Genomic DNA, 21,090 nt, shown 5'->3' with positions numbered 1-21,090 from the left:
GCGGGCGACCGGTCAGCCCAGGTGCCGGTGCAGCGCGAGCACCGCGTCCGCGAAGGCGACCGGGTCCTCCTGCGGGGGGTTGTGGCCGGTCGCGACGAGGCGGTGGTCGACGAGGTCGGTGAGGTCGGCGCGGTGCTGCTCCAGCGTCATCGGCGGGGAGAGGGGGTCGGCGGTGGTGTCGACGACGATGGTCGGGACGGTGATCGGCGGCTGCGCGGCCACCACCGCCTCGTCCGCGTCGTACGCCGGGTCGCCGGGCTCGAGCGCGTAGCGCACGCGGTAGGAGTGCACCACGGTGTCGACGAAGTCCGGGTTGTCGAACGACGCCGCGGTGGCCTCGAAGACCCCGGCGGGGACCTCCCAGGTCGGCGACCACTCCCGCCACAGCTGACGGGTGAACGCCCGCCGGTGGGCGGCCAGCCCGGCGCGACCGCGCTCGGAGTGCAGGTACCACTGGTACCAGAGCCGGCTCTCGACCTGCGGCTCCTCGGGGGTCGCGGCCATCGCCGCCACGTCGTGGACGTTGTAGCCGTCGACGCTGACCAGCCCGCCGACCAGGTCCGGCCACAGCAGCGCCGCCACGCACGCCGCGCGCCCGCCCCAGTCGAACCCGGCCACGACCGGTCGTCGGAGCCCCAGGCCGGTGACGAGGTCGCGTAGGTCGTGGGCGAACGCGACCTGCTGGCCCGAGCGCACCACCTGCGCGTCCCGGTAGCGCGTCGGCCCGTAGCCCCGCATCCAGGGCACGACCACGTCGGCCCCGGCGGCCGCGAGGCGCGCGGCGACCTCGTCGTAGCAGCGGGGGTCGTAGGGGAAGCCGTGCACGAGCACCACGGGCCACCCCGCGGGGTCGCCGTGCCGCTCGTAGGCGATCTCCACCGCGCCGCCCCGCACCGTTCCGCGCTCGACCACGGGCCGATCCTCACCCGTGCCTCGCCCCGGCCGCCACCTCGGGCCCACCCCCGTGCTGCCCCCGTGCTGCCCCCGAGGTGTCGGGAAGAACGAGCAGAAGCCCGGGTCGAGGGCCCCGGACGGCCCCTCCACCGGCCTTCTGCTCGTCCGGCCCGACCGACTTGCGGCGTGGGGCCACCTCACAGCGAGCGGGCCAGCTCCGCTCCGACGATCTCCAGCAGGCGCGCGGCCTCGGCCATCGACCGGGCGGGGTCGGGCTCCAGGTCGAAGAGGGCCCACACCCCCGAGATCCCGGCCAGCGCCAGCTCCTGCTCGCTCAGCGACGACACCCCGCAGACCGCGACGACCGGGACGGCGTGGCGGGCGGCCGCCGAGGCCACACCCACCGGGGCCTTGCCGTGCAGGGACTGCGCGTCGAGGGACCCCTCGCCGGTGACGACCAGGTCGGCCCCGGCGACGCGGGTCTCGAAGTCCGCGAGCTCCAGCATGGTCTCGATGCCGGGCCGCAGGTCGGCGTCGAGCAGCGCCATCGCCGCGAAGCCCGTGCCGCCGGCCGCGCCGGCGCCGGGCGCGTCGCGCAGGTCCCGGCCCACGGCGTCGGCGACGAGGTCGGCCCAGCGCGACAGCGCCGCGTCGAGCCGGACCACGTCACCGGGGGTCGCGCCCTTCTGCGGGCCGTAGACCGCGGCGGCCCCGCGGGGCCCGCACAGCGGGTTGTCGACGTCGCTGGCGACCCTCACGGTCACGCCCTCGAGCCGCTCGCGCAGCGGCGCGAGGTCGAGCTCGACGGCCAACTCCAGGCCGATGCCGCCCAGTGGGATCGGTCGACCACCGGCGTCGAGGACCCGCGCCCCGAGGCCGATCGCCAGGCCGACGCCGCCGTCGGTCGAGCTGGACCCGCCGACGCCGAGGACCACGCTCGTGCAGCCGGCGTCGACCGCGGCGGCCATCAGCTCCCCGGTGCCGGTGCACGAGGCGTTGAGCGGCTCGGGGCCGTCCGGCAGGCGCGCGAGCCCGGACGCGTCGGCCATCTCGACGACGGCCAGGTCGCCGCGCCGGGCGTACGCCGTGTCGACGGGCTCGCCGGTCGGACCGGTGACGGTGACCGGCACGCGGGTGAAGCCCGCCTCCAGCGCCGCCAGCAGCGTGCCGTCGCCGCCGTCGGCGACCGGCAGGCGCTCGACCACCACGTCGGGTCGCGCCGCCGTGAGTCCCCGCTCGAGCGCCGCCCCCACCTCCGCGGCGGTCAGCGAGCCCTTGAACTTGTCGCACGCCACCAGGATCCGCATGCCGGCCATCCTCACGTGCGCCTCCCCGCCGCCGCCACGGCGCCCGTGGTGGCATCGACCACGAAGGACCCCACGGGCCCGGTCGAGTCCCGCACGACGAGCTCCGCGCCGACGGGGGAGCGGCGTGGCCGCTTGCCGGGCTCGCGCAGCGCGAGCTCGAGGGCGCGACGTCCCATCTCGGCCATGGGCAGGCGCACGGTCGTCAGGCCCGGGGCGAGGTCGCCGGCCACGGCCACGTCGTCGAAGCCGGTCACCGACACCCGCCCGGGCACGGACACGCCGTCGCGGCGCAGCTGGGTGAGGCAGCCGATCGCCATGTCGTCGTTGAGCGCCAGGATCGCCGTGGTCGCCGGGTGCTCGGCGAGGATCCGCGACGCACACTCGCGCCCGCCGTCGCGGGTGAAGGGTGCCTCCACGACGGGCACGGCGCCCGGGTCGAGCCCGGCGTCGCCCAGCGCGGCCTGCACGCCGGCGAGCCGGTCGGCGACGGTGGTCAGCGTGCGCGAGCCCGCGGCCACCGCGATGGCGGTGTGGCCCAGGCCGAGCAGGTGGGAGGTCACGGAGCGGGCGCCCTCGAGGTTGTCGGGGAGGACGGCGTCGGCGCGCAGGTGGTGGCGGCCGATGACCGCGACCCGGCCGCCCGCCGCGGCGTACTGCTCGAGCTCGGCGCGTGCGGTGGCCTCCAGCGAGGCGTCGACGAAGCCGGAGCCCGCGATCACGAGCGCGCCCACGCGGTGGGCGACGAGAGAGCGGATCTGGCGCAGCTCGCTCTCGGGGTCGCGGCCGGTGTGGCAGATCTGGACCGTGAGGCCACGGCCGGAGGCGAGGTCCAGCACGCCGCTGGCGATCTCGGAGAAGTAGGGGTCGCCGATCTCGTGGACGACCAGGCCGACCGTGGTGGAGGACCCGCCGGCCAGCGAGCGGGCGTGCACGTTGGCGACGTAGCCGAGCTGCTCCGCCGTGCGACGCACGCGGTCCGCCACGCCCTCGCTCACGCCGGTGGCGCCCGCCATCGCCCGTGAGGCGGTCGCGATCGAGACGCCGGCGGCGTTGGCCACGTCGGCCAGGCGGGGCGTCGTCCTGCTGCTGCGCATCGGCACCTCCTCGGGTCCGCTGGGGTAGTCGCACGATCAACCGCATTCGTCACGCTGTGGTGCTTGCCACACGCCGACGTGTGTCCTACGTTACATGAAACCGCTTACGTAATCGCTTACGTAAAGCGTTTCCACAGAACGGAGCACGTGGTGAGCACTGCATCGACGAGCGGGCGCCGAGGCGCCCGCCGCACCGCCGGCGTCGTCGGCACCTGCCTGGCCCTGACCGCGGTCACGAGCGCCTGCGGCCTCGGCGGTGGCGCGAGCGGCAGCGACGGGGGCGACGCCGACGAGATCGTCATCGGCATCTCCCTGCCCCTGACCGGCGACTACAGCGAGCCCGGCAAGGGCGTGCAGGCCGGTTACGAGGCCTGGGCCGACTGGACCAACGACAACGGGGGCCTGCTCGGCAAGCAGGTGCGCCTGGAGATCCTCGACGACCAGTCGAACGCCGAGCGCGTCGCGCAGGACTACGAGCAGCTCATCAACTCCGAGGGTGCCGACCTGGTCTTCGGCCCCTTCTCGACGCGTCTCGTCGTCCCGGCCGCCCAGGTCGCGGAGGACTACGGCTTCCTCTTCGTCGAGCCCGCGGGCGCCGCGGAGGAGGTCTTCACCCAGGGCTTCGAGAACCTCTTCTACGCCGCCCCGGCCGTCGCCGACGACCACTACAACCTGCTCGCCGAGCGGATCCTCGCGATGCCGGAGGGCGAGCGACCGGAGACCGCCGCGTTCGCCGCGATGGACGACCCGTTCGCGCAGGGCACGGCGTACGGGCTGCGCGACAAGCTCGAGGAGGCGGGCGTCGAGATCGTCGTCGACGAGGTCTACCCGCCCAACACGACCGACTTCTCCTCCATCGCCGCGCAGATCGCCGACAGCGACGCCGACATGGTCGTCGGCGGCACGCAGTACCAGGACGCGGTCAACATGATCGTCGCGCTCCAGCAGCTCGACTACCAGCCCGACCTGGCGGCCTTCTCGACCGCGCCGACCAACCCGGAGTTCTCCGCGGCGATCGGCGGCGGCACCGAGGGCATCCTCTCGCCGACCGGCTACACCCCCGAGGCGCCGTTCGCGGAGAACCAGGAGTTCGTGGACTACTACACCGAGGCCACCGGCGAGGCCCCCGGCGAGGACCAGGCCAACGCCTGGACGACCGGCGAGGTCACCGCGGCGGCCGTCGAGGCCGTCGGCTGTGCCGACCCCGACCCGGAGTGCCAGTCCCAGCTCATCGACTGGCTGCGCGACAACACCGTCGACACCGTGGTGGGCCCGCTGTCGTGGGACGCCGAGGGCCGTCCCGAGAGCGCCCACCTCATCCAGCAGTACGTCGACGGCGAGATCCGCATCGTGATGCCGGACGACACCGCCGAGGCCGACTTCGTCTTCCCGAAGCCGGAGTGGTGAGCCGACGATGAGCGCCTCCCTGCTGCTGCAGGGCGTCATCCTCGGCGTCCTGCTCGGGGGCCTGTACGCCCTCCTCGCCGCCGGCCTGACCCTCTACTTCGGGGTCATGCGGGTGGTCATGATCGCCCACTCGGCGTTCCTGATCCTGGCCGCCTACATCGCCTGGTGGATGAACTCCTCCCTCGGCCTGGACCCCCTGCTGTCGCTCGTGGTGACCGTCCCGACGTTCTTCCTCGTCGGCTACGGCATGCAGCGGGCGCTGCTGAGCCGGCTGCGCCCGGCGACGCTGACGATGATGTCGGTGCTGCTCACCTTCGCCATCGCGCTGACGATCGAGGGGGCGCTCGGGTTCTTCTTCACCGGCACGCAGCGGCGCATCCAGCTGCCCTACTCGTCCTCGAGCATCGAGGTGCTCGGCGCGCAGGTCGCGGTCGTCAAGCTCGTCGCCTTCGGGCTCGCGGCCGTGGCCCTGGTCGCGCTGTGGGCGGTGCTCAAGCTGACGTCGTTCGGCCAGGCGCTGCGCGCCACGATCCAGCACCCCGAGGCCGCCCGGCTGCTCGGCATCAACACCGACCGCATCGCGGGCTTCGGCTTCGGCCTGGGGCTGGCCACCGCCGCGATCGGCGGTACGGCTCTCTCGCTCGACTCGACCATCTACCCGTCGCTGCACTGGCACTGGATCGGCCCGCTGATGGCGATCATCGTCATCGGCGGCCTCGGCTCCATCCCGGGCGCCGCGATCGCGGCGATGCTGCTCGGCGTCTCCCAGGCGCTGCTGCAGATCCCGCTCGGGACCACCTGGGCGCAGACGGTCTTCTACGTCGCGCTCTTCGTCACCCTGATGATCCGCCCCCAGGGATTCTTCGGAGGTCGTCTTGCCCAGCGCTTCTGACACCGTCGCCCGCACCCGCTTCGACCGGCTCCTGCTGGGTCTCAAGGCCGCTGTCCTGGTCGTGGTGGCGGTCCTCGTCCTGGCGTTCCCGCTCACCGCGGGCAACCCCTTCCTCCTGTCCGTCGGCGTCATCATCGCCAGCTACGCGGCGTTCGCCGTCGGCTGGAACTTCGTCGGCGGCTTCACCGGCTACATCTCGCTCGGCCACGCGGCGTACTCGGGCATGGGCGGCTACGCCACGGCCCTGCTGATCACCCGCCTGGAGTGGAACCCCTGGGTCTCGCTAATCCTCGGCGCGGTGCTGGTCGCCGTGATCGCGGTGCCGATCGGCGTCGCCTCGCTGCGGGTCCGCGGCGCGTCGTTCGTCATCGTCTCGATCGCCGTCGTGCTGATCCTGCTCCTGGTCTCCCAGAGCTGGGCCGGCTTCACCGGCGGCTCCAACGGCCTGCGGGTGCCGCGGCCCTTCGCCGACGACGTGCTGCGGCCCGAGCAGCACCAGCGCTTCTTCTACCTCTTCGTGGGCCTGGTCGCTCTCGCCCTGCTCGTGTGGTGGCTGATCGACCGCTCCCGGTTCGGGATGGGCCTCAAGGCCATCCGCGAGGACGAGGACAAGGCGCAGTCGCTCGGCGTGCCCACCTTCGCCTACAAGCTGGTCGTCTTCGTGGTCTCCGCGTTCTTCACCGCGATGGCCGGCGGCCTGTACGCCCTGTGGTTCGGCAACCTCGACCCCGTCTTCCAGTTCTCCATCCTCATCGGCTCCTACATGGTGCTGATGAGCCTGCTGGGCGGCATCCGGAGCCTGTTCGGCCCGGTGCTCGGCGCGGTGATCGTCGGCTACGCCCTGGAGTTCTTCAAGGTCAACTTCGGCGACACCCAGTTCCACCTCGTCGCGCTCGGCCTGATGCTCGCCCTGGTCGTCCTGTTCATGCCCGACGGGATCCTGCCCGCCGTGGCCGCCGGGGTGAAGCGCCTCGGCCCGCAGGCCGGCTCCATCCGCGAGATGTCCGCGGCGGACCTGCTCGAGGACAACCGCCGCCGCGACCGCGAGTCCGCCGAGCGGGCCGCCACGCCGCCCGCCGACGACACGACGAGCCCGCGCGACGAGCGCGAGGAAGTGGGAGGGACCGTCCGATGAGCCTCACCGAGACCACTCCCGGCGCCGGCACGCCGGCCGGCGTGGAACCGAGCCTGGCCACCGTCGGGCTGACCAAGGCGTTCGGCGGCGTCAGGGCCGTCGACGACGCCACGGTCACCTTCCACCACGGCAAGATCAACGCCCTGATCGGGCCGAACGGCTCGGGCAAGACGACGTTCTTCAACTGCGTCACCGGGATGATCCGTCCCGACGCGGGCGAGGTCACCTACCGCGGCCGCACGATCACCCGGCGCTCGCCGAACCGCATCGCCGCCGCCGGGATCGGCCGCAGCTTCCAGCTGTGCCGGATCTTCCCGCGGCTGACGGTGCTGGAGAACGTGCTCGTCGGCGTGAGGCCGCAGGGCCTGGCCCACCGGCTGCGCGGCGCCCGTCACGGCGCCGACATCGACCGCGCCCGCGAGCTGCTGCGCCGGGTCGGCATCGACCACCTGGAGCACGCCGAGGCGCGCGACATCTCCTACGGCCAGCAGAAGCTCCTCGAGCTCGCCGGCGTGCTGATGGTCGAGCCCGAGACGATCATGCTCGACGAGCCCGCAGGAGGCGTGAACCCCGCCCTCATCGGCCGCATCGGCACCCTCGTGCGCGAGCTCAACGCCGAGGGCCGCACGTTCGTGATCGTCGAGCACAACATGGAGATGGTCATGAGCCTCTCCGACCACGTGGTCGTCTTCGACCGGGGCCGGCCCATCGCGGCCGGCACCCCGGACGAGGTCCAGGGCGACCCCCGAGTCCTGGAGGCCTACCTTGGCGTCTGACCGCACCCCCGACCCCGCCGCCCCGCTGCTGGAGCTCACCGACATCGAGGCCGGCTACGGTCGCGCCGCGCTCGTCCTGCGCGGGCTGACCGTCACGGTCCGCCCCTCCGAGATCGTGTGCCTGGTCGGCCCCAACGGCGCCGGCAAGTCCACCGTGCTCAAGGTCGCCTCCGGCATGCTCACGCCTCGCTCCGGCTCGATCCGGGTCGGTGGCGTCGACGTCACGCGCCACGGCCCGCAGGACATGATCCGCGCCGGCCTGTCCCACGTGCTGCAGGGCCACTCCGTGTTCAAGGAGATGACGGTGGCCGAGAACGTCGGCCTGGGCGCCTACACCGTGAAGGACAAGGCACTCGTCGCCGAGCGCACCGACTTCGTCAAGACGCTGTTCCCCGTCGTCGCCGACCGGTGGGGCGACCTCGCCGGGGCGCTGTCGGGCGGGCAGCAGAAGCAGGTCGAGTTCGCCCGCTCCCTGATGGTCAGCCCCCAGGTGGTGCTCCTCGACGAGCCCTCCATGGGCCTGGACCCCAAGACGACCGGCAAGGTCTTCGAGCAGGTCGTCCGCATGCGCGACGCCGGCATCGCCTGCCTGCTCGTCGAGCAGAACGCACGCCGCGCCCTCGAGACCGCTGACACCGGCTGCGTCCTCGACCTCGGGCGCGTCCACATCTCCGGCCCGGCCTCCGAGCTGCTCGCCGACCCCCAGCTCGCCGAGCTCTACCTCGGCGGACGACCCCACACGAAGGAGGCCACCGCCTCATGAGCACCCGCACCCTCCGCATCGCCATGAACGGCGTCACCGGGCGCATGGGCTACCGCCAGCACCTCGTCCGCTCGGTGCTCGCGATCCGCGACGCCGGCGGCCTCGAGCTGCCCGACGGCGACCGGCTGCAGGTCGAGCCGGTCCTCCTCGGCCGCAACGCCGAGAAGCTCGCGGAGCTCGCCGCCCGCCACGACATCGCCGAGTGGAGCACCGACCTCGACGCCGTCCTCGCCGACGACACGATCGACGTCTACTTCGACGCCCAGGTCACCTCCGAGCGCAAGAAGGCGATCCTCAAGGCCCTGGCCGCCGGACGTCACGTCTACACCGAGAAGCCGCTCGCCGAGACCGTCGAGGAGGGCCTGGAGATCGTCGAGGCCGGCCACGCCGCCGGGACGGTCAACGGCGTCGTCCACGACAAGATCTACCTCCCCGGGCTGCTGAAGCTGAAGCGCCTGGTCGACTCCGGCTTCTTCGGCCGGGTGCTCTCGGTGCGGGGCGAGTTCGGCTACTGGGTCTTCGAGGGCGACCTGATCCCCGCCCAGCGGCCGAGCTGGAACTACCGTGCCGCCGACGGCGGCGGGATGGTCCTCGACATGTTCTGCCACTGGAACTACGTCTTCGAGCACCTCTTCGGGCGCGTCGACTCGGTCATCGCGAAGGCGGTCACCCACATCGACGAGCGCTGGGACGAGCAGGGCCGCCCCTACCGGGCGACCGCCGACGACGCGGCGTACGCGATCTTCGAGATCGGCGACGTCGTGGTGCAGATGAACTCGTCCTGGGCCGTGCGCGTCGACCGCAAGGAGCTCGTCGAGTTCCAGGTCGACGGCACCCACGGCTCCGCGGTCGCCGGCCTGTTCGGGTGCCGCGTGCAGCCGCGGGTCACCACCCCCAAGCCGGTGTGGAACCCCGACCTGCCCACCGAGCAGGACTTCCGCGCGCAGTGGGACGAGGTGCCCGACAACGCCGAGTTCTCCAACGGCTTCCGCGCCCAGTGGGAGCACTACCTGCGCGATGTCGTCGCCGGGACCCCGCACCCCTACGACTTCGCCTCCGCCGTCCGCGGGCTCGAGCTGGTCGAGGCCGGGCTGGCCTCCTCGGCCGAGGGCCGCCGGGTGGCGATCGAGACCCGGACGGCATGAGCGCGGTCCCGACGCCCGGGTCGATGCCCGAGATCACGGTCCCCGACGCGTCCGGCGGCTTCCGGACCCGTCGGCTGGCCGCGCCGGTCGCGTGGCCCGAGCACCCGGCACCCCACACGGTGCGGGTCGCGTTCGCCGCCGCCCACGTCGCGGCCGACCCCCGCGGCGACAACGTGCCCGGGGCCCCGGCCGCGATCGACTGGGACGCCACCCTCGGGTTCCGCCGCGAGCTGTTCCGCCACGGCTTCGGGGTGGCGGAGGCCATGGACACCGCGCAGCGCAACATGGGCCTCGACTGGCCGGCCGTCCAGGAGCTCGTACGACGCAGCGCGGCGCAGGCGCGCGAGCACGGCGCCCGGATCGCCTCGGGCGCCGGCACCGACCACCGCCCGCCCGGCTCGCTGACGACCCTCGACGACGTCGTCGACGCGTGGACCGAGCAGGTCGAGTTCGTGCAGGGTGCCGGCTCGCAGGTGATCCTCATGGCCTCCCGGCACCTGGCGGCCGTGGCCCGCGGCCCGGAGGACTACCTCGAGGTCTACGCGCGGCTGGTGAAGCAGGCCGAGCAGCCCGTCGTGCTGCACTGGCTGGGGGAGGCCTTCGACCCGCAGCTCGCCGGCTACTGGGGCTCCGGTGACGTCGAGGTGGCCACCGCGACGTTCCTGCAGCTGGTCCGCGACCACGCCGACGCGGTCGACGGGGTGAAGGTGTCCCTGCTCTCCGCGGAGCACGAGCGCGGGCTGCGCGCGGCGCTGCCGCCCGGCGTCCGCCTCTACACCGGCGACGACTTCCACTACCCCGAGCTGATCCGCGGCGACGGCGAGCACCACTCCGACGCGCTCCTCGGCGCGCTAGCGCTCGTCGCCCCCGCCGCCTCGAGTGCGCTGCGGTCCCTGGAGGCCGGGGACACCGACGGTTACGACGCGGCGATGGGTCCCACCCTGCCGTTGTCCCGGCACGTCTTCGAGGCGCCGACGTTCCACTACAAGGTGGGCGTCGCCTTCCTGGCCTGGCTCAACGGCCACCAGCGCGGGTTCACGATGGTCGGCGGCCTGCAGTCCGCGCGCGGCGCGCTGCACCTCGCACGGCTCGTCGAGCTCGCCGACGACGCGGGGGTGCTGCGCGACCCCGACCTCGCCGCGCAGCGGCTGGGGTCCTACCTCGCGACCGTCGGGATGACACCGTGACGGCGCCCGCGCAGGAGCTCGCGCTCGACGTGCCCGCCGGCTCCCCGGCCCGGGTCGCCACGCCCGGGCCGGGGGATCCACGCCTCGCCCGGCTCTCGCTCAACCAGCGGACCACCGCCGGCTGGGGGCTGCGCGAGGCCGTCGACGGCTGCGTCGCCGCCGGGCTGCCCGCGATCGGGGTCTGGCGCGAGCCCGTCGCCGAGGTCGGCCTCGACGCGGCGGTCACGATGGTCCGTGACGCGGGCCTGCGGGTCTCCTCGGTCTGCCGCGGCGGCTTCTTCACCGGCGCCGACCCGGCCGGTCGTCGCGCCGCCCACGACGAGAACCTCCGCGCCCTCGACGAGACCGCCGCCCTCTCCGCCCCCGTGCTGGTGCTGGTGCCCGGCGGCCTCCCCGCCGGCGACCGCGACATCGAGGCGGCCCGCGGCCGCGCGGCCGACGCCGTCGCCGCGCTCGTCGACGAGGCCCGCGCCCGCGGCGTACGCCTGGGGATCGAGCCGATGCACCCCCTGTACGCCGCCGACCGCGGGGTGGTCTCCAGCCTCGGCCAGGCCCTCGCCGTCGCCGCCGACCACCCCGCCGACGCGGTCGGGGTCGTCGTCGACACCTTCCACCTGTGGTGGGAGCCCGGCGTGCTCGACCTCGTCGCCGGCTGCGGCGAGCGGATCACGTCGTACCAGGTCGGCGACTGGATCACCCCGCTGCCGCCCGACGCCCTGCTCTCCCGCGGGATGGTCGGCGACGGGCACGTCGACTTCGCGGCCTTCACCGACGCGGTGCGCCGCAGCGGCTACGCCGGCGACGTCGAGGTCGAGATCTTCAACGCCGACGTCTGGGCCGCCCCCGGCGGCGACACCGTCGCCACCCTCGCGCGGCGCTACGTGGAGCTCGTCGAGCCCCACCTGTAGGACCCGCACCACCCACGGTGCGCCACCACTCGGGAAAGGACCGGCACGTGCCGCCACTCGGACGTCGCGCCGCAGCCCTCGCGCTGCTCGCCACCCTCACGTCGACCGCGGCGCCCGCGGTCGCCGACCACTCCGTCGGCCCGCCCGACGGACGCCACCGCGACGCGGTCGTCGTGCCCCGGGCCCCGAGCCACTGGGACCCGATCACCCCCGGGAAGTGGGCCTTCCGGGGCGGTCAGGCCGTGATGACCGAGCGCGGCGAGGCCCCGACGGGTCCGCGGCGCCCGTTCGAGTACGCCGTGGTCACGCGGGGCCCCGAGCTGGGCCGGATCGACTACCGCGCGCGGGTGCGGATCGACGAGCCGGTCAGCCGCGACGACCGCGACGTCGTCCTGGTCTTCAACCACACCTCACCGACGCGGTTCTCCTACGCGCACCTGTCCCAGGACAACACGATCTACCCCCACAACGGGATCTTCGTCGTCGACGACGCCGACCGGGTCCGCGTCGACGACCAGTGGGACGGCACCGTCGGCGCTCCACCGGCCATCGACGACACCGCGTGGCACGACGTGCGCCTCACCTTCGACCCCCGCACCGACCGGGTCGCGGTCTACGTCGACGACCTGCGTCGTCCGCTGATGACCGGCACCGACGCGACCTTCGACTCCGGGCGCGTCGGGTTCGGCTCCTTCGACAACTACGGCCGCGTCCGCGACGTCGTGGTCCGCGGCACCCGCCGCCGCTGAGCTTCCCCACCCCGCACCACCCTCTCGGAAGGCACAGATGAAGACGCACGCGACGGTCGCGCTCCTCGCGGCCCCCCTCCTGGCGGCGGGACTGATGTCACCCGCCCTGACCTCCGCGGCCGAGCCCGCGGCCCCACCGCCCGGCTCGGTGACCGACCCCGTGCCCGCCGACGTCGGGCGCGGTGACCTCGGGCTCGTGCTGGAGCGGCACCACCGCTTCCCCCGCACGCAGCCCACGCCCGCCCCCACCGACTACCGGTTGATGCGGCACGCGCGGATCAACTACCTGGGCGAGCTGCCCGACGGCCGCCAGTACGTCCCCGACCTCAACGGCCCGCTGTACCTGCTGGGGGAGGACGGGGGGCGCACGACCTACCTCGACCTGAAGGAGGAGTTCGGCGACTTCTTCTCGGGCCGGGGCATGGGGTCCGGCTTCGGGTTCGTGGCGTTCCACCCCCGGTTCGCGACCAACGGGCGGTTCTACACCGTCCACACCGAGCAGTACGCCGACTGGACCCGCAAGGAGACCACCTACCCGGCCCAACCCGGCCAGTTCCTCCAGAGCGTGGTCACGGAGTGGACGGCGCGGAACCCTGCGGCGAACCGCTTCTCGGGGACGCGCCGCGAGGTCGTGCGGCTGGGCTTCTCCAGCCAGATCCACGCGATCCAGCAGATCGACTTCAATCCCACCGCGCGGCCGGGCGACGAGGACTTCGGGCTGCTCTACCTCGCCGTCGGCGACGGCGGGGCCGCCCTGCGCGACCCGTTCCCGCGGGAGCTGGACTCGCCGTACGGGAAGATCTGGCGCATCGACCCGGCGGGCGACGACGGGCCCACGGGCACCTACGGCATCCCCGGGGAGAACCCCCACGTCGGCGAGGAGGGCGCGCTCGGCGAGGTCTACGCCTCCGGGATGCGCGACCCGCACCGCTTCTCGTGGGACACCGGCGGCCAGCACCGGATGCTGCTGGGCCACATCGGCCAGAAGGTCGTCGAGTCCGTCTACGAGGTGCGCGCCGGCGACAACTTCGGCTGGAGCGACCTCGAGGGCCGCTGGGCCTACGACCCCGACAACGAGTGCTACCTGACCGAGCTCTCGGCCGAGGACGAGGCGGCCGGCTACGTCCTGCCGGTCACGTCGTACGACCACGAGCGGCCGGCGGGCTACGACTGCTCCGCCGACATCGGGCAGGGCATCTCCGGCGGCCAGGTGTACCGCGGCGAGATCGCGGCGCTGCGCGGGACCTACGTCTTCGGCGACATCGTCGACGGTCGTGTGATGGCCGCGAAGGCCTCCGGGCTGCGTCAGGAGCGTCGCGGCGAGGCGCCGATCAGCGAGATGCCGCTGCTGACCACCGACGGCGAGCGCGTCCGCATGACCGACCTGGTGAAGGACTTCCGGGTCGACCTCCGCGTCGGCACCGACGCCGAGGGCGAGCTGTACCTGCTGTCCAAGGCGAACGGCGTGGTGTGGAAGGTCGTCGACGCGGTCCGCACGCCCTGGGCGGAGGACTTCACCCCCGCCCTGGAGCGCGACGTCGTCGCGCACTGGGACTTCGAGCACCCGCTCGGCGTCGACGGCGGCAAGGAGGAGGACCAGGGCAGCTCCCTGACCCTGCTCGACCTCGTCAACGGCGGCTGGGCCTCGCGGGTCGCCGACGGCGCCCACCCGGGCAGCCGGAACTCGATCCGCACCCGCCAGGTCGACCCGGTCCGCGACGGCGACGACGACTGGAAGGCCGGGGTCTGGGACGAGGCCGGCGTCGAGTCGCTGCGCCCCTTCGCGAGCAACCGCGGGACGACGGTGATGGGCTGGTTCAAGGTCACCGGCGACCTGCCGGCCGCCGACACCACGACCCCGGACCCGGGGGACCGCTACAACGCCGTCGGTCTCGCGGGGATCCTGTCCGGGGACTCCGACGGGCACGGCGTCCGGGCGCTGCTCGAGCTGATCGACGTGGACGGCGAGCTGTCGCTCGTCGCGCTCGGCCGCCGGCTCGACGGCGGGGCGTCGCAGACGTTCGCGGCCGACCGGCCCTGGCAGGAGATCCTGCCGCGCGGCCGGTGGGTGCACCTCGCGGCGACGTTCGACTTCACCACGGGACGGATGGCGCTCTACCAGGACGGGGAGCGGCTCCGGGGGCGCTACACCACCCCGGGCGACCCGTGGCAGGTCGACGGCACCGGCACGAGCCCCACGCTGCCGCGCGGCGTGAAGATCGGCGGCTCGTTCCCGCAGGACACGCGTGAGCGCAACCCCTGCGACTGCCGCATCGACGACGTCGCGCTCCTCGACGTCGCCGCCACCCCGGCGCAGGTCCGCCAGCAGTACCGCCGCTGGACGCGCTGAGGTCCCTCACCCCCGACCGTGGTCGACCGGTGCCTCCGACGAGCGCCGGTCGACCACGGTCGGGGTGCGTCCGGGGTCGCGCGGCGGCGTCAGCCGACGCGGCCGTCGAGGCAGGCGCCGACGTCGACGGAGCGCGCGACGTCCTCGAGGAGGTCGCACAGGTCGGGGTAGTCCTCGCGGTCGCAGGCGGCCTCGAGGGTGACGCGGGTGCCGGCGAGTCCCCACGACCAGCTCTCCCGCAGCGCCCAGGGCTGGTGGGCCGGCGACCAGCGCCGGTAGCGCACGGCGCGGCCCAGGTCGTCGTCGAACTCGTCGTCGTCCTCCAGCTCACCCGCGCCGACCCCGGCGTCGGGCACGCCGACGAGCAGCCGCACCCACGCCGTCGTCCTCGTACGACGGGGCGCGCGGCCCACGGCGACGACGCCGTCGCCGTCGGGCGGGCACCGCCGCCACCCGGGCGGCAGGCGCAGGGGCAGGTGGAGGGGCGTGGGCGGGTGCGGGGCCGGGGTGGTCGTGGTCTCGGTGGTCGTGGTCTCGGTGGTCGTCATGGGCGACGACGCTAGGGAGGCCGGCCGACCCGCGGAACCGTCGTCCGTGCGCCCTGTGGAGGGCGACCCCTGTGGACGCCGGGTGGCTCGGATGGTCTTTCTTGGCGGACTCCCCGACAATGGCACCTGCGCCGCCGGGCACCGGCCCGGCGCAGATCCGCGGGGGTGTCACGCACGTGCAGGACGACGAGAAGCGGTCGGTGTGGACCGGCCTGGTCGCGCTGCTCGCCGTGGGCCTGGTCGTGGGGGTCATCGCCGGCGGCGCCGCGTTCTTCGGAGCGCGCTTCCTGGGCCTCGACGAGACGACCACCGCGGGCGGGAGCGAGGGCCCCGGCGCCTCGCTGGAGATGCCGAACCCGACGCGCTCGGAGTCCCCGAGCGGCCCCCTGGTGACGCTGCCCGGCGGTGACGCGACCACCGGGTCCGAGGAGCCGTCGCCGTCCGAGAGCGAGTCGGAGTCGGAGGAGCCGGAGTCGGAGATCGCGCTGCAGTCCGGCCAGTCCGACGTCGCCGCCGGCCAGCAGATCGACCTCACCGGGGTCTACCCCGGCGGCGAGGGCCGCACGCTGACGGTGCAGCGCCAGGTCGACGGCGAGTGGCTGCCCTTCGGCGACCCGCCGGTGACCATGACGGTCTCGGGCGAGACGTTCTCGACGTACGTCGTGACCTCGCAGACCGGCGAGACCAACTTCCGTGTGGTGGACGACGAGGGCGAGGAGTCCAACGAGGTCACGGTCACCATCGGCTGACCGGCCCCGCAGGGCCCGCCGGGACCCGCAGGGCCCCGCGGCGACCTGCGCGTCAGCGGCGTCGCCGGTCGACCGTCCGGGTCCACCACCCGGTCCAGACCGTGCCGACGGCGAGCAGTCCGCCGACGACGAGGCTGGCCACGGCCAGGGGCGCGAGGCTCGCGACGGCTCCGACGAGCAGCGGGCCGCCCGAGCTGCCGACCTCGCCGCACAGCCGCCACGCGCCGAGGTACTGCGCCCGCTCGGGCTCCGGAGCCGTGTCGGCGCCCAGCGTCATCACGATCCCGGAGCCGAGGCCGTTGCCGACCGCGATCAGCAGCGCGACCGCGGCCAGGCCGACCACGCCGTCGGTCAGGGGCAGCAGCAGGCAGGCCAGCGCCACCGAGGCGACGACCGGGACCGCGACGACCGTGCGCCCGCGGGTGTCCATCAGCCAGCCGCCGGGATAGAAGAAGGCGATGTCGACCGCGGCGGCCAGGGCGAGGACCAGCGAGACCTGGCTGGCCGAGAGCCCGACCGCGTCACCCCACAGCGGCAGCAGGCTGGTGCGCACCGAGCGGGAGGCGCCGATCACGACCACCGCGCTGCCGACGGTGAGCAGCGTCCGGCGGTGCGCGACGACGACGGAGGCGACGGAGGCGCGCGGCGCACCGCGGCTCGCCGTACGCCGGTCCGCGGTGGGGTCGGGGGAGGCGAGCACGATCCCCGCCGCGGCGACGGAGGTCGCCGCGGCCATCGCGAACACGGCCGGCAGGCCCTGCCAGGCGATCAGCCCCGCGCCGGCGAGCGGGCCGACGAACAGGCCGATCCGGTGGCTGCCGCCGAGGGCGGCCAGCGCCCGGGCGCGGTGCTGCGGCGGGGAGGCGTCGATGACGTAGCCCTGGCGCGCGATGAGGAAGACCGTCCACGCCAGGCCGGAGACCACCACCGCGGCGCCCATCACCAGCAGGGAGTCCGTGGTGGCGAGCACCGTCATCACCACGGCCTCGACGAGTCCCGCCCCCACCAGCGCCACCCGCTCGCCGACCCGCGCCACCACCGCGCCGGCGGGCAGCGAGCCGACCAGCGAGCCCAGCCCCAGCAGCGCCACCATGAACGCCGCCAGACCGAGCCCGGCGTCGAGCTCGCGGGCCCGCAGCACCAGCACCGGCAGCACGGCGCCGTGGCCGACGGAGGCGACCACGCTCGGGGCGTACGCCGTCCACCCGATGTCGCGCAGCCGGAACCGCGAGGTCACCCGAGCCTCCTCATCGCCCCATCCTCGCCCGGGCGTGCTCCCCGGACGCGACGAGGCCCCGCCACCTCGGTGACGGGGCCCCGGTCTCGTGCGGGATCAGACGGTCGTGATCGGGTCCACCCTCAGGGGATGTAGTCGAAGACGTCGGGGTTGGGGCCGGTGCGGCCGTCCTCGCCCTTGTCGAGGGCGCTGATGGCGTTGACCTCGTCGGGGGTGAGCGAGAAGTCGAAGATCTCGAAGTTGGCCTTGATCCGCTCCGGGGTCACCGACTTGGGGAAGATGATGTCGCCGCGCTCGACGTGCCAGCGCAGGGTCACCTGGGCGGTCGACTTGCCGTGCTTCTCGGCGATCTCGGTGATGGTCGGGTCGTCGAGCACGCCGCCCTGGGCGATGGGCGACCACGCCTCGGTCGCGATGCCGTGCTGCGCGTCGGCGCGGCGCACGTCCTCGTTGGTGAAGTAGGGGTGCACCTCGACCTGGTTGACGGCCGGCACGACACCGGTCTCCTCGACGATGCGGCGCAGGTGGTCCGGCTGGAAGTTGGAGACGCCGACCGCGGAGGCGCGACCGTCCTGGGCGAGCTCGGCCATCGTGCTCCAGGTCGAGACGTAGTCGCCGCCGTACCGCGTGGGGAGCGGCCAGTGGATGAGGAAGAGGTCGATGCGGTCGAGGCCGAGCGCGTCGAGGGTGCCGGCGAACGTCGAGCGGACGTCGTCGGGCTCGTGGTTGGAGTTGTTGAGCTTGCTGGTCACGAAGATCTCGTCGCGGGGCAGCCCGGACTTCGCGATCGCCTGCCCGACCTCGCGCTCGTTGCCGTACATCTGCGCGGTGTCGATGTGGCGGTAGCCCACCTCGAACGCGTGCAGGACGGCCTCGACGGTGTCGGAGGGATCGATCTGGAAGACGCCGAACCCCAGCTGCGGGATGCGGGTCTGCGAGTTCAACAGGATGCTCGGAACGGTCATGGTGGGCCCAACGGAGGACCGGGCGCGGCCTATTCCAGCGCGACGCTCCACCTCAAGGTTTCTGCAAGATCGGAGCCGTCGACACCGGGCGGCCTTAAGTTCTGGCCAGGTACGCCGCGCGCCCGCGCGGCCACGCTCGCAAGGGGGAGAACGTGTCCGGTCACCTCAGGCTGGTCCGACCCTGGAGCGGCGCGCTGGCGATGGTGCTGCTGGCCGCCCCGGCCGGGCTCGGCGTGGTGGCGCCCGCGGGCGCCACCCCGGACGTGCCGGCGCGGTGCGCGGCCCCGACCGACGACGCCCCCGCGGCTCCCGCCACGCGCCCCGGCTCCGACGGGGAGTCGGTGGTCGTCGACGTCCGCGGGTCGCGGGACGGCGCCACGGCCGACGACCTCGACACCGACGCCGTCGTCTTCGCCCGCACGGGCCAGCCGCGGGGCACGGTGCGCGTGAGCCCGACCTGGGTGGAGGTGCCCGGCCAGGGCACCTGGACCGTCGACGCCGACAGCGGCGACGTGGTCCTGAGCCCCGGGGAGGGCTCCGAGGAGACGGTCGTCTTCACCCCCGAGAAGGGCTACGACGCCCGCTCCGACACGGACCCCCCGGGCTCGGGCTCCTCGCCGGAGGTGCCCGCCCCCGCTCTGCGCGCGTCGTGCGGAGCGCTCGGCCTGCCCGACGCGGCCCGGACCGACCAGGGGGTGGGCGTCACCCTGCGCCCCCTCGACAACGACGTGCCGGGGGCCGCCGACGACGGCGAGCGGGCGACGTTCGTGGGCTCGACCGTGCGCCTCGACGCGGGCGCCGGACCCGAGGGCGTCCGCGCGACCGACGACGGCCTGACGGTGCCCGGCGAGGGCACCTGGACGGTCGGTGCGGCGGGCCGCACGGTCACCTTCGCTCCGGCCGACGGCTTCACCGGACGCACCGGGGCGGTCCGCTACCGCGCCCGGGACTCCGCCGGTCACCGGCTCTCCTCGACCCTGCGCGTCGAGGTCGGCGTCGTGGCCCCGAGCGCGAAGCCCGACACGGCCCGCACCGCCGCGGACACCCCGGTCCTCCTCGACGTGCTCACCAACGACGAGCCCGGCGTCGACGCCGCCCCCCTCGACCCCGACTCCCTGCGGCTCCTCGACGACGCGGAGCGCGTGGGCGAGCTCGCGGTGGCCGGCGAGGGCGCCTGGTCGGTCGTCGACGGCGAGCTCGAGTACGCCCCCGCCGCCGACTTCGCCGGCACCACCGAGCGCGTCCGCTACTCCGTCGCCGACACCAACGGCACCCGTGCCACCTCCACGGCCCAGGTCGCCGTGGCAGGGGCCGAGGGGCCGGAGCCCGAGGCCGTCGACCCCTTCGCCGAGCGGGACATGGTCACCGCCCCGTTCGGTGAGGACGAGGTGCGGATCCCGGTGCTGGAGAACGACCGTCCGAGGACGCTCCTCACGACGGGCAAGCTCTTCCTGCGCGACAGCGGCGCGGCCGAGGCCGACGTCAAGACGCTGCCCCGAGTCGCTGGCGAGGGGACCTGGAGCGTCGTCAACCGGGAGCTGCGTTTCGAGCCGGTACAGGGGTTCAGTGGCCCGGCGACCGTCGTCTACCGGGTCTACGTGGGTCCCCTTTCGGACGGCGTCTTCGCCCAGAGCCGGGTTCGGCTGACGGTCGAGGACGCCGTCGTGCCGCAGCCCACCGAGGTGACGACGCCGAGCGACACCCCGATCACGACCGACGTCCTCGAGGCGTTCGACGTCGCCGACGGTGTCGAGGACGCGCTGCGACCGGGCACGGTGACGCTGTTCCCGACGACCGTCCGGGTCGACGGCACGCCGCTCAAGAACGCCGGCGACGCCGCGGCAGGGTCGAAGGACGTCCAGCGCGAGGACGTCGGTCGCTGGCAGGTCGGCGAGGACGGGCAGGTCACGTTCACGCCCCGCGGCGGTTTCGTCGGCCGCGCCGCGATCGACTTCCGGGTGCGTGCCGCCGGCTCGCCGAAGACCTTCTACACCTCGCGCCTGGCCGTCGAGGTCACGAGGCCCGCGGTCAACACGACGACGCCCGTGACCTCCCCGCCCGGCACGACCACGCCGTACACCTCGACGACCACCACGACGACGCCCGCGGGCACGCTGCCGGACACCGGTGGCCCGACGCTGCTCGCGCTGGTGGCGGGCCTCGCGCTGGTCGGCGCCGGTGGCGTCGTCGTCCGGCGGTCGCGCCGCACGACCTAGGCACGCCCCGACGCGAGAGCCCACCAGGTGCACCCTGGTGGGCTCTCGCGCGCCGGCGCGCCCCGCCCCGTCGGCCCGCTGTGGGGACCGCCACAACGCCTGGCACGAAACCTGAGTTGAACGCACTCAAGTTTGCTGTCAGACTCGTGGCATCACGTCTTCCGGCACCAGCCGGTCCCCATCAGCAGGAGGTCACCCCATGGCACGTGCGGTCGGTATCGACCTGGGCACGACGAACTCCGTCGTCGCCGTCCTCGAGGGCGGCGAGCCCACCGTCATCGCCAACGCGGAGGGCGCGCGCACCACGCCGTCCGTCGTGGCGTTCAGCAAGTCCGGCGAGGTGCTCGTCGGCGAGGTCGCCAAGCGTCAGGCGGTCACCAACGTCGACCGCACGATCCGCTCGGTGAAGCGCCACATGGGCACCGACTGGTCGGAGAAGATCGACGACAAGTCCTTCAACCCCCAGCAGATCAGCGCGTTCGTGCTGCAGAAGCTGAAGCGCGACGCGGAGGCCTACCTCGGCGAGTCGGTCACCGACGCGGTGATCACCGTCCCGGCGTACTTCTCCGACGCGCAGCGCCAGGCCACCAAGGAGGCCGGCGAGATCGCGGGCCTGAACGTGAGCCGCATCGTCAATGAGCCCACCGCGGCGGCGCTGGCCTACGGCCTCGACAAGGGCGACGACCAGACGATCCTCGTCTTCGACCTCGGTGGCGGCACCTTCGACGTGTCCCTGCTCGAGATCGGTGAGGGCGTCGTCGAGGTCAA

Annotated in this window: 19 protein-coding genes; 13 read left to right on the top strand and 6 right to left on the bottom strand. The window is 73.8% G+C overall.

The genetic code is table 11. The features are described 5' to 3' along the window. Positions 1-12 precede the first annotated feature (12 nt). The 3 genes from ABD158_RS13335 to ABD158_RS13325 all read right to left on the bottom strand — a co-directional run bounded on the left by ABD158_RS13335 (position 13) and on the right by ABD158_RS13325 (position 3,295). Complete coding sequence (locus ABD158_RS13335) at positions 13-912, bottom strand: alpha/beta fold hydrolase (protein WP_344007955.1); 900 nt, start codon at positions 910-912, stop codon at positions 13-15. Between the two features lie 179 nt (positions 913-1,091). Next, the gene (locus tag ABD158_RS13330; RefSeq protein WP_344007953.1) at positions 1,092-2,201 is read right to left on the bottom strand and encodes a glycerate kinase; all 1,110 of its coding nucleotides are present in this window, start codon (positions 2,199-2,201) and stop codon (positions 1,092-1,094) included. Positions 2,202-2,212: 11 nt separating this feature from the next. Beyond that, entirely contained in the window at positions 2,213-3,295 is a 1,083-nt protein-coding gene (locus ABD158_RS13325) for a LacI family DNA-binding transcriptional regulator (RefSeq protein WP_344007951.1), read from the bottom strand. Positions 3,296-3,445: 150 nt separating this feature from the next. Between ABD158_RS13325 and ABD158_RS13320 the strand changes: the two genes are divergently transcribed. The 10 genes from ABD158_RS13320 to ABD158_RS13275 are packed head-to-tail and all read left to right on the top strand — an operon-like array spanning position 3,446 to position 14,607. Then, a complete protein-coding gene (locus ABD158_RS13320) occupies positions 3,446-4,702 on the top strand; it encodes an amino acid ABC transporter substrate-binding protein (protein WP_344007949.1) in 1,257 nt (418 codons plus the stop codon). Positions 4,703-4,709: 7 nt separating this feature from the next. Then, a complete protein-coding gene (locus ABD158_RS13315) occupies positions 4,710-5,594 on the top strand; it encodes a branched-chain amino acid ABC transporter permease (protein WP_344007947.1) in 885 nt (294 codons plus the stop codon). Continuing rightward, complete coding sequence (locus ABD158_RS13310; RefSeq protein ID WP_344007945.1) at positions 5,578-6,729, top strand: branched-chain amino acid ABC transporter permease; 1,152 nt, start codon at positions 5,578-5,580, stop codon at positions 6,727-6,729. The genes ABD158_RS13315 and ABD158_RS13310 overlap by 17 nt, the downstream gene beginning before the upstream one ends. Then, positions 6,726-7,505: an ABC transporter ATP-binding protein gene (locus ABD158_RS13305; RefSeq protein ID WP_344007943.1), complete on the top strand. Its 780-nt coding sequence runs from the start codon at positions 6,726-6,728 to the stop codon at positions 7,503-7,505. The genes ABD158_RS13310 and ABD158_RS13305 overlap by 4 nt, the downstream gene beginning before the upstream one ends. Then, on the top strand, positions 7,495-8,268 hold the full coding sequence (locus tag ABD158_RS13300; RefSeq protein WP_344007941.1) for an ABC transporter ATP-binding protein: 774 nt from the start codon (positions 7,495-7,497) through the stop codon (positions 8,266-8,268). The genes ABD158_RS13305 and ABD158_RS13300 overlap by 11 nt, the downstream gene beginning before the upstream one ends. Continuing rightward, complete coding sequence (locus tag ABD158_RS13295; RefSeq protein WP_344007939.1) at positions 8,265-9,413, top strand: Gfo/Idh/MocA family protein; 1,149 nt, start codon at positions 8,265-8,267, stop codon at positions 9,411-9,413. Before ABD158_RS13300 ends, ABD158_RS13295 begins: the two co-directional genes overlap by 4 nt. Next, a complete protein-coding gene (locus ABD158_RS13290; protein ID WP_344007937.1) occupies positions 9,410-10,600 on the top strand; it encodes a dihydrodipicolinate synthase family protein in 1,191 nt (396 codons plus the stop codon). The genes ABD158_RS13295 and ABD158_RS13290 overlap by 4 nt, the downstream gene beginning before the upstream one ends. After that, on the top strand, positions 10,597-11,508 hold the full coding sequence (locus ABD158_RS13285) for a sugar phosphate isomerase/epimerase family protein (protein WP_344007935.1): 912 nt from the start codon (positions 10,597-10,599) through the stop codon (positions 11,506-11,508). Before ABD158_RS13290 ends, ABD158_RS13285 begins: the two co-directional genes overlap by 4 nt. Before the next feature lie 47 nt (positions 11,509-11,555). Then, positions 11,556-12,257 (top strand): hypothetical protein, encoded by a 702-nt coding sequence (locus ABD158_RS13280; protein WP_344007933.1) that lies wholly within the window; start codon positions 11,556-11,558, stop codon positions 12,255-12,257. 37 nt (positions 12,258-12,294) lie between these two features. Next, positions 12,295-14,607 (top strand): PQQ-dependent sugar dehydrogenase, encoded by a 2,313-nt coding sequence (locus ABD158_RS13275; protein WP_344007931.1) that lies wholly within the window; start codon positions 12,295-12,297, stop codon positions 14,605-14,607. 89 nt (positions 14,608-14,696) lie between these two features. Here ABD158_RS13275 and ABD158_RS13270 read toward each other — a convergent pair whose 3' ends face one another. After that, positions 14,697-15,155, bottom strand: coding sequence for a hypothetical protein (locus tag ABD158_RS13270; RefSeq protein WP_344007929.1), 459 nt, complete (start codon positions 15,153-15,155; stop codon positions 14,697-14,699). A gap of 119 nt (positions 15,156-15,274) precedes the next feature. Here ABD158_RS13270 and ABD158_RS13265 point away from each other — a divergent pair, with 119 nt between their 5' ends. Further along, positions 15,275-15,904, top strand: a complete 630-nt coding sequence (locus ABD158_RS13265) for a hypothetical protein (protein WP_344007927.1) — start codon at positions 15,275-15,277, stop codon at positions 15,902-15,904. A gap of 52 nt (positions 15,905-15,956) precedes the next feature. On the opposite strand, the gene ABD158_RS13260 is transcribed toward ABD158_RS13265, so the two are convergent. Continuing rightward, entirely contained in the window at positions 15,957-17,141 is a 1,185-nt protein-coding gene (locus ABD158_RS13260; RefSeq protein ID WP_344007926.1) for an MFS transporter, read from the bottom strand. A gap of 122 nt (positions 17,142-17,263) precedes the next feature. Beyond that, positions 17,264-18,106 carry an aldo/keto reductase gene (locus ABD158_RS13255; RefSeq protein WP_344007924.1) on the bottom strand — a complete coding sequence of 281 codons (843 nt, stop codon included), beginning with the start codon at positions 18,104-18,106 and terminating at the stop codon, positions 17,264-17,266. 152 nt (positions 18,107-18,258) lie between these two features. Between ABD158_RS13255 and ABD158_RS13250 the strand changes: the two genes are divergently transcribed. Both ABD158_RS13250 and ABD158_RS13245 read left to right on the top strand, forming a co-directional pair. Beyond that, positions 18,259-20,322: an Ig-like domain-containing protein gene (locus tag ABD158_RS13250; protein WP_344007922.1), complete on the top strand. Its 2,064-nt coding sequence runs from the start codon at positions 18,259-18,261 to the stop codon at positions 20,320-20,322. Between the two features lie 199 nt (positions 20,323-20,521). After that, on the top strand, positions 20,522-21,090 hold a 569-nt coding region (locus ABD158_RS13245), incomplete at its 3' end, for an Hsp70 family protein (protein WP_344007920.1).

The organism is Nocardioides lentus, from assembly GCF_039529515.1.
GTDB lineage: Bacteria > Actinomycetota > Actinomycetes > Propionibacteriales > Nocardioidaceae > Nocardioides > Nocardioides lentus.
Note: the sequence above shows the minus strand (reverse complement) of the source record. Positions and strands in the feature narration are given on the sequence as shown.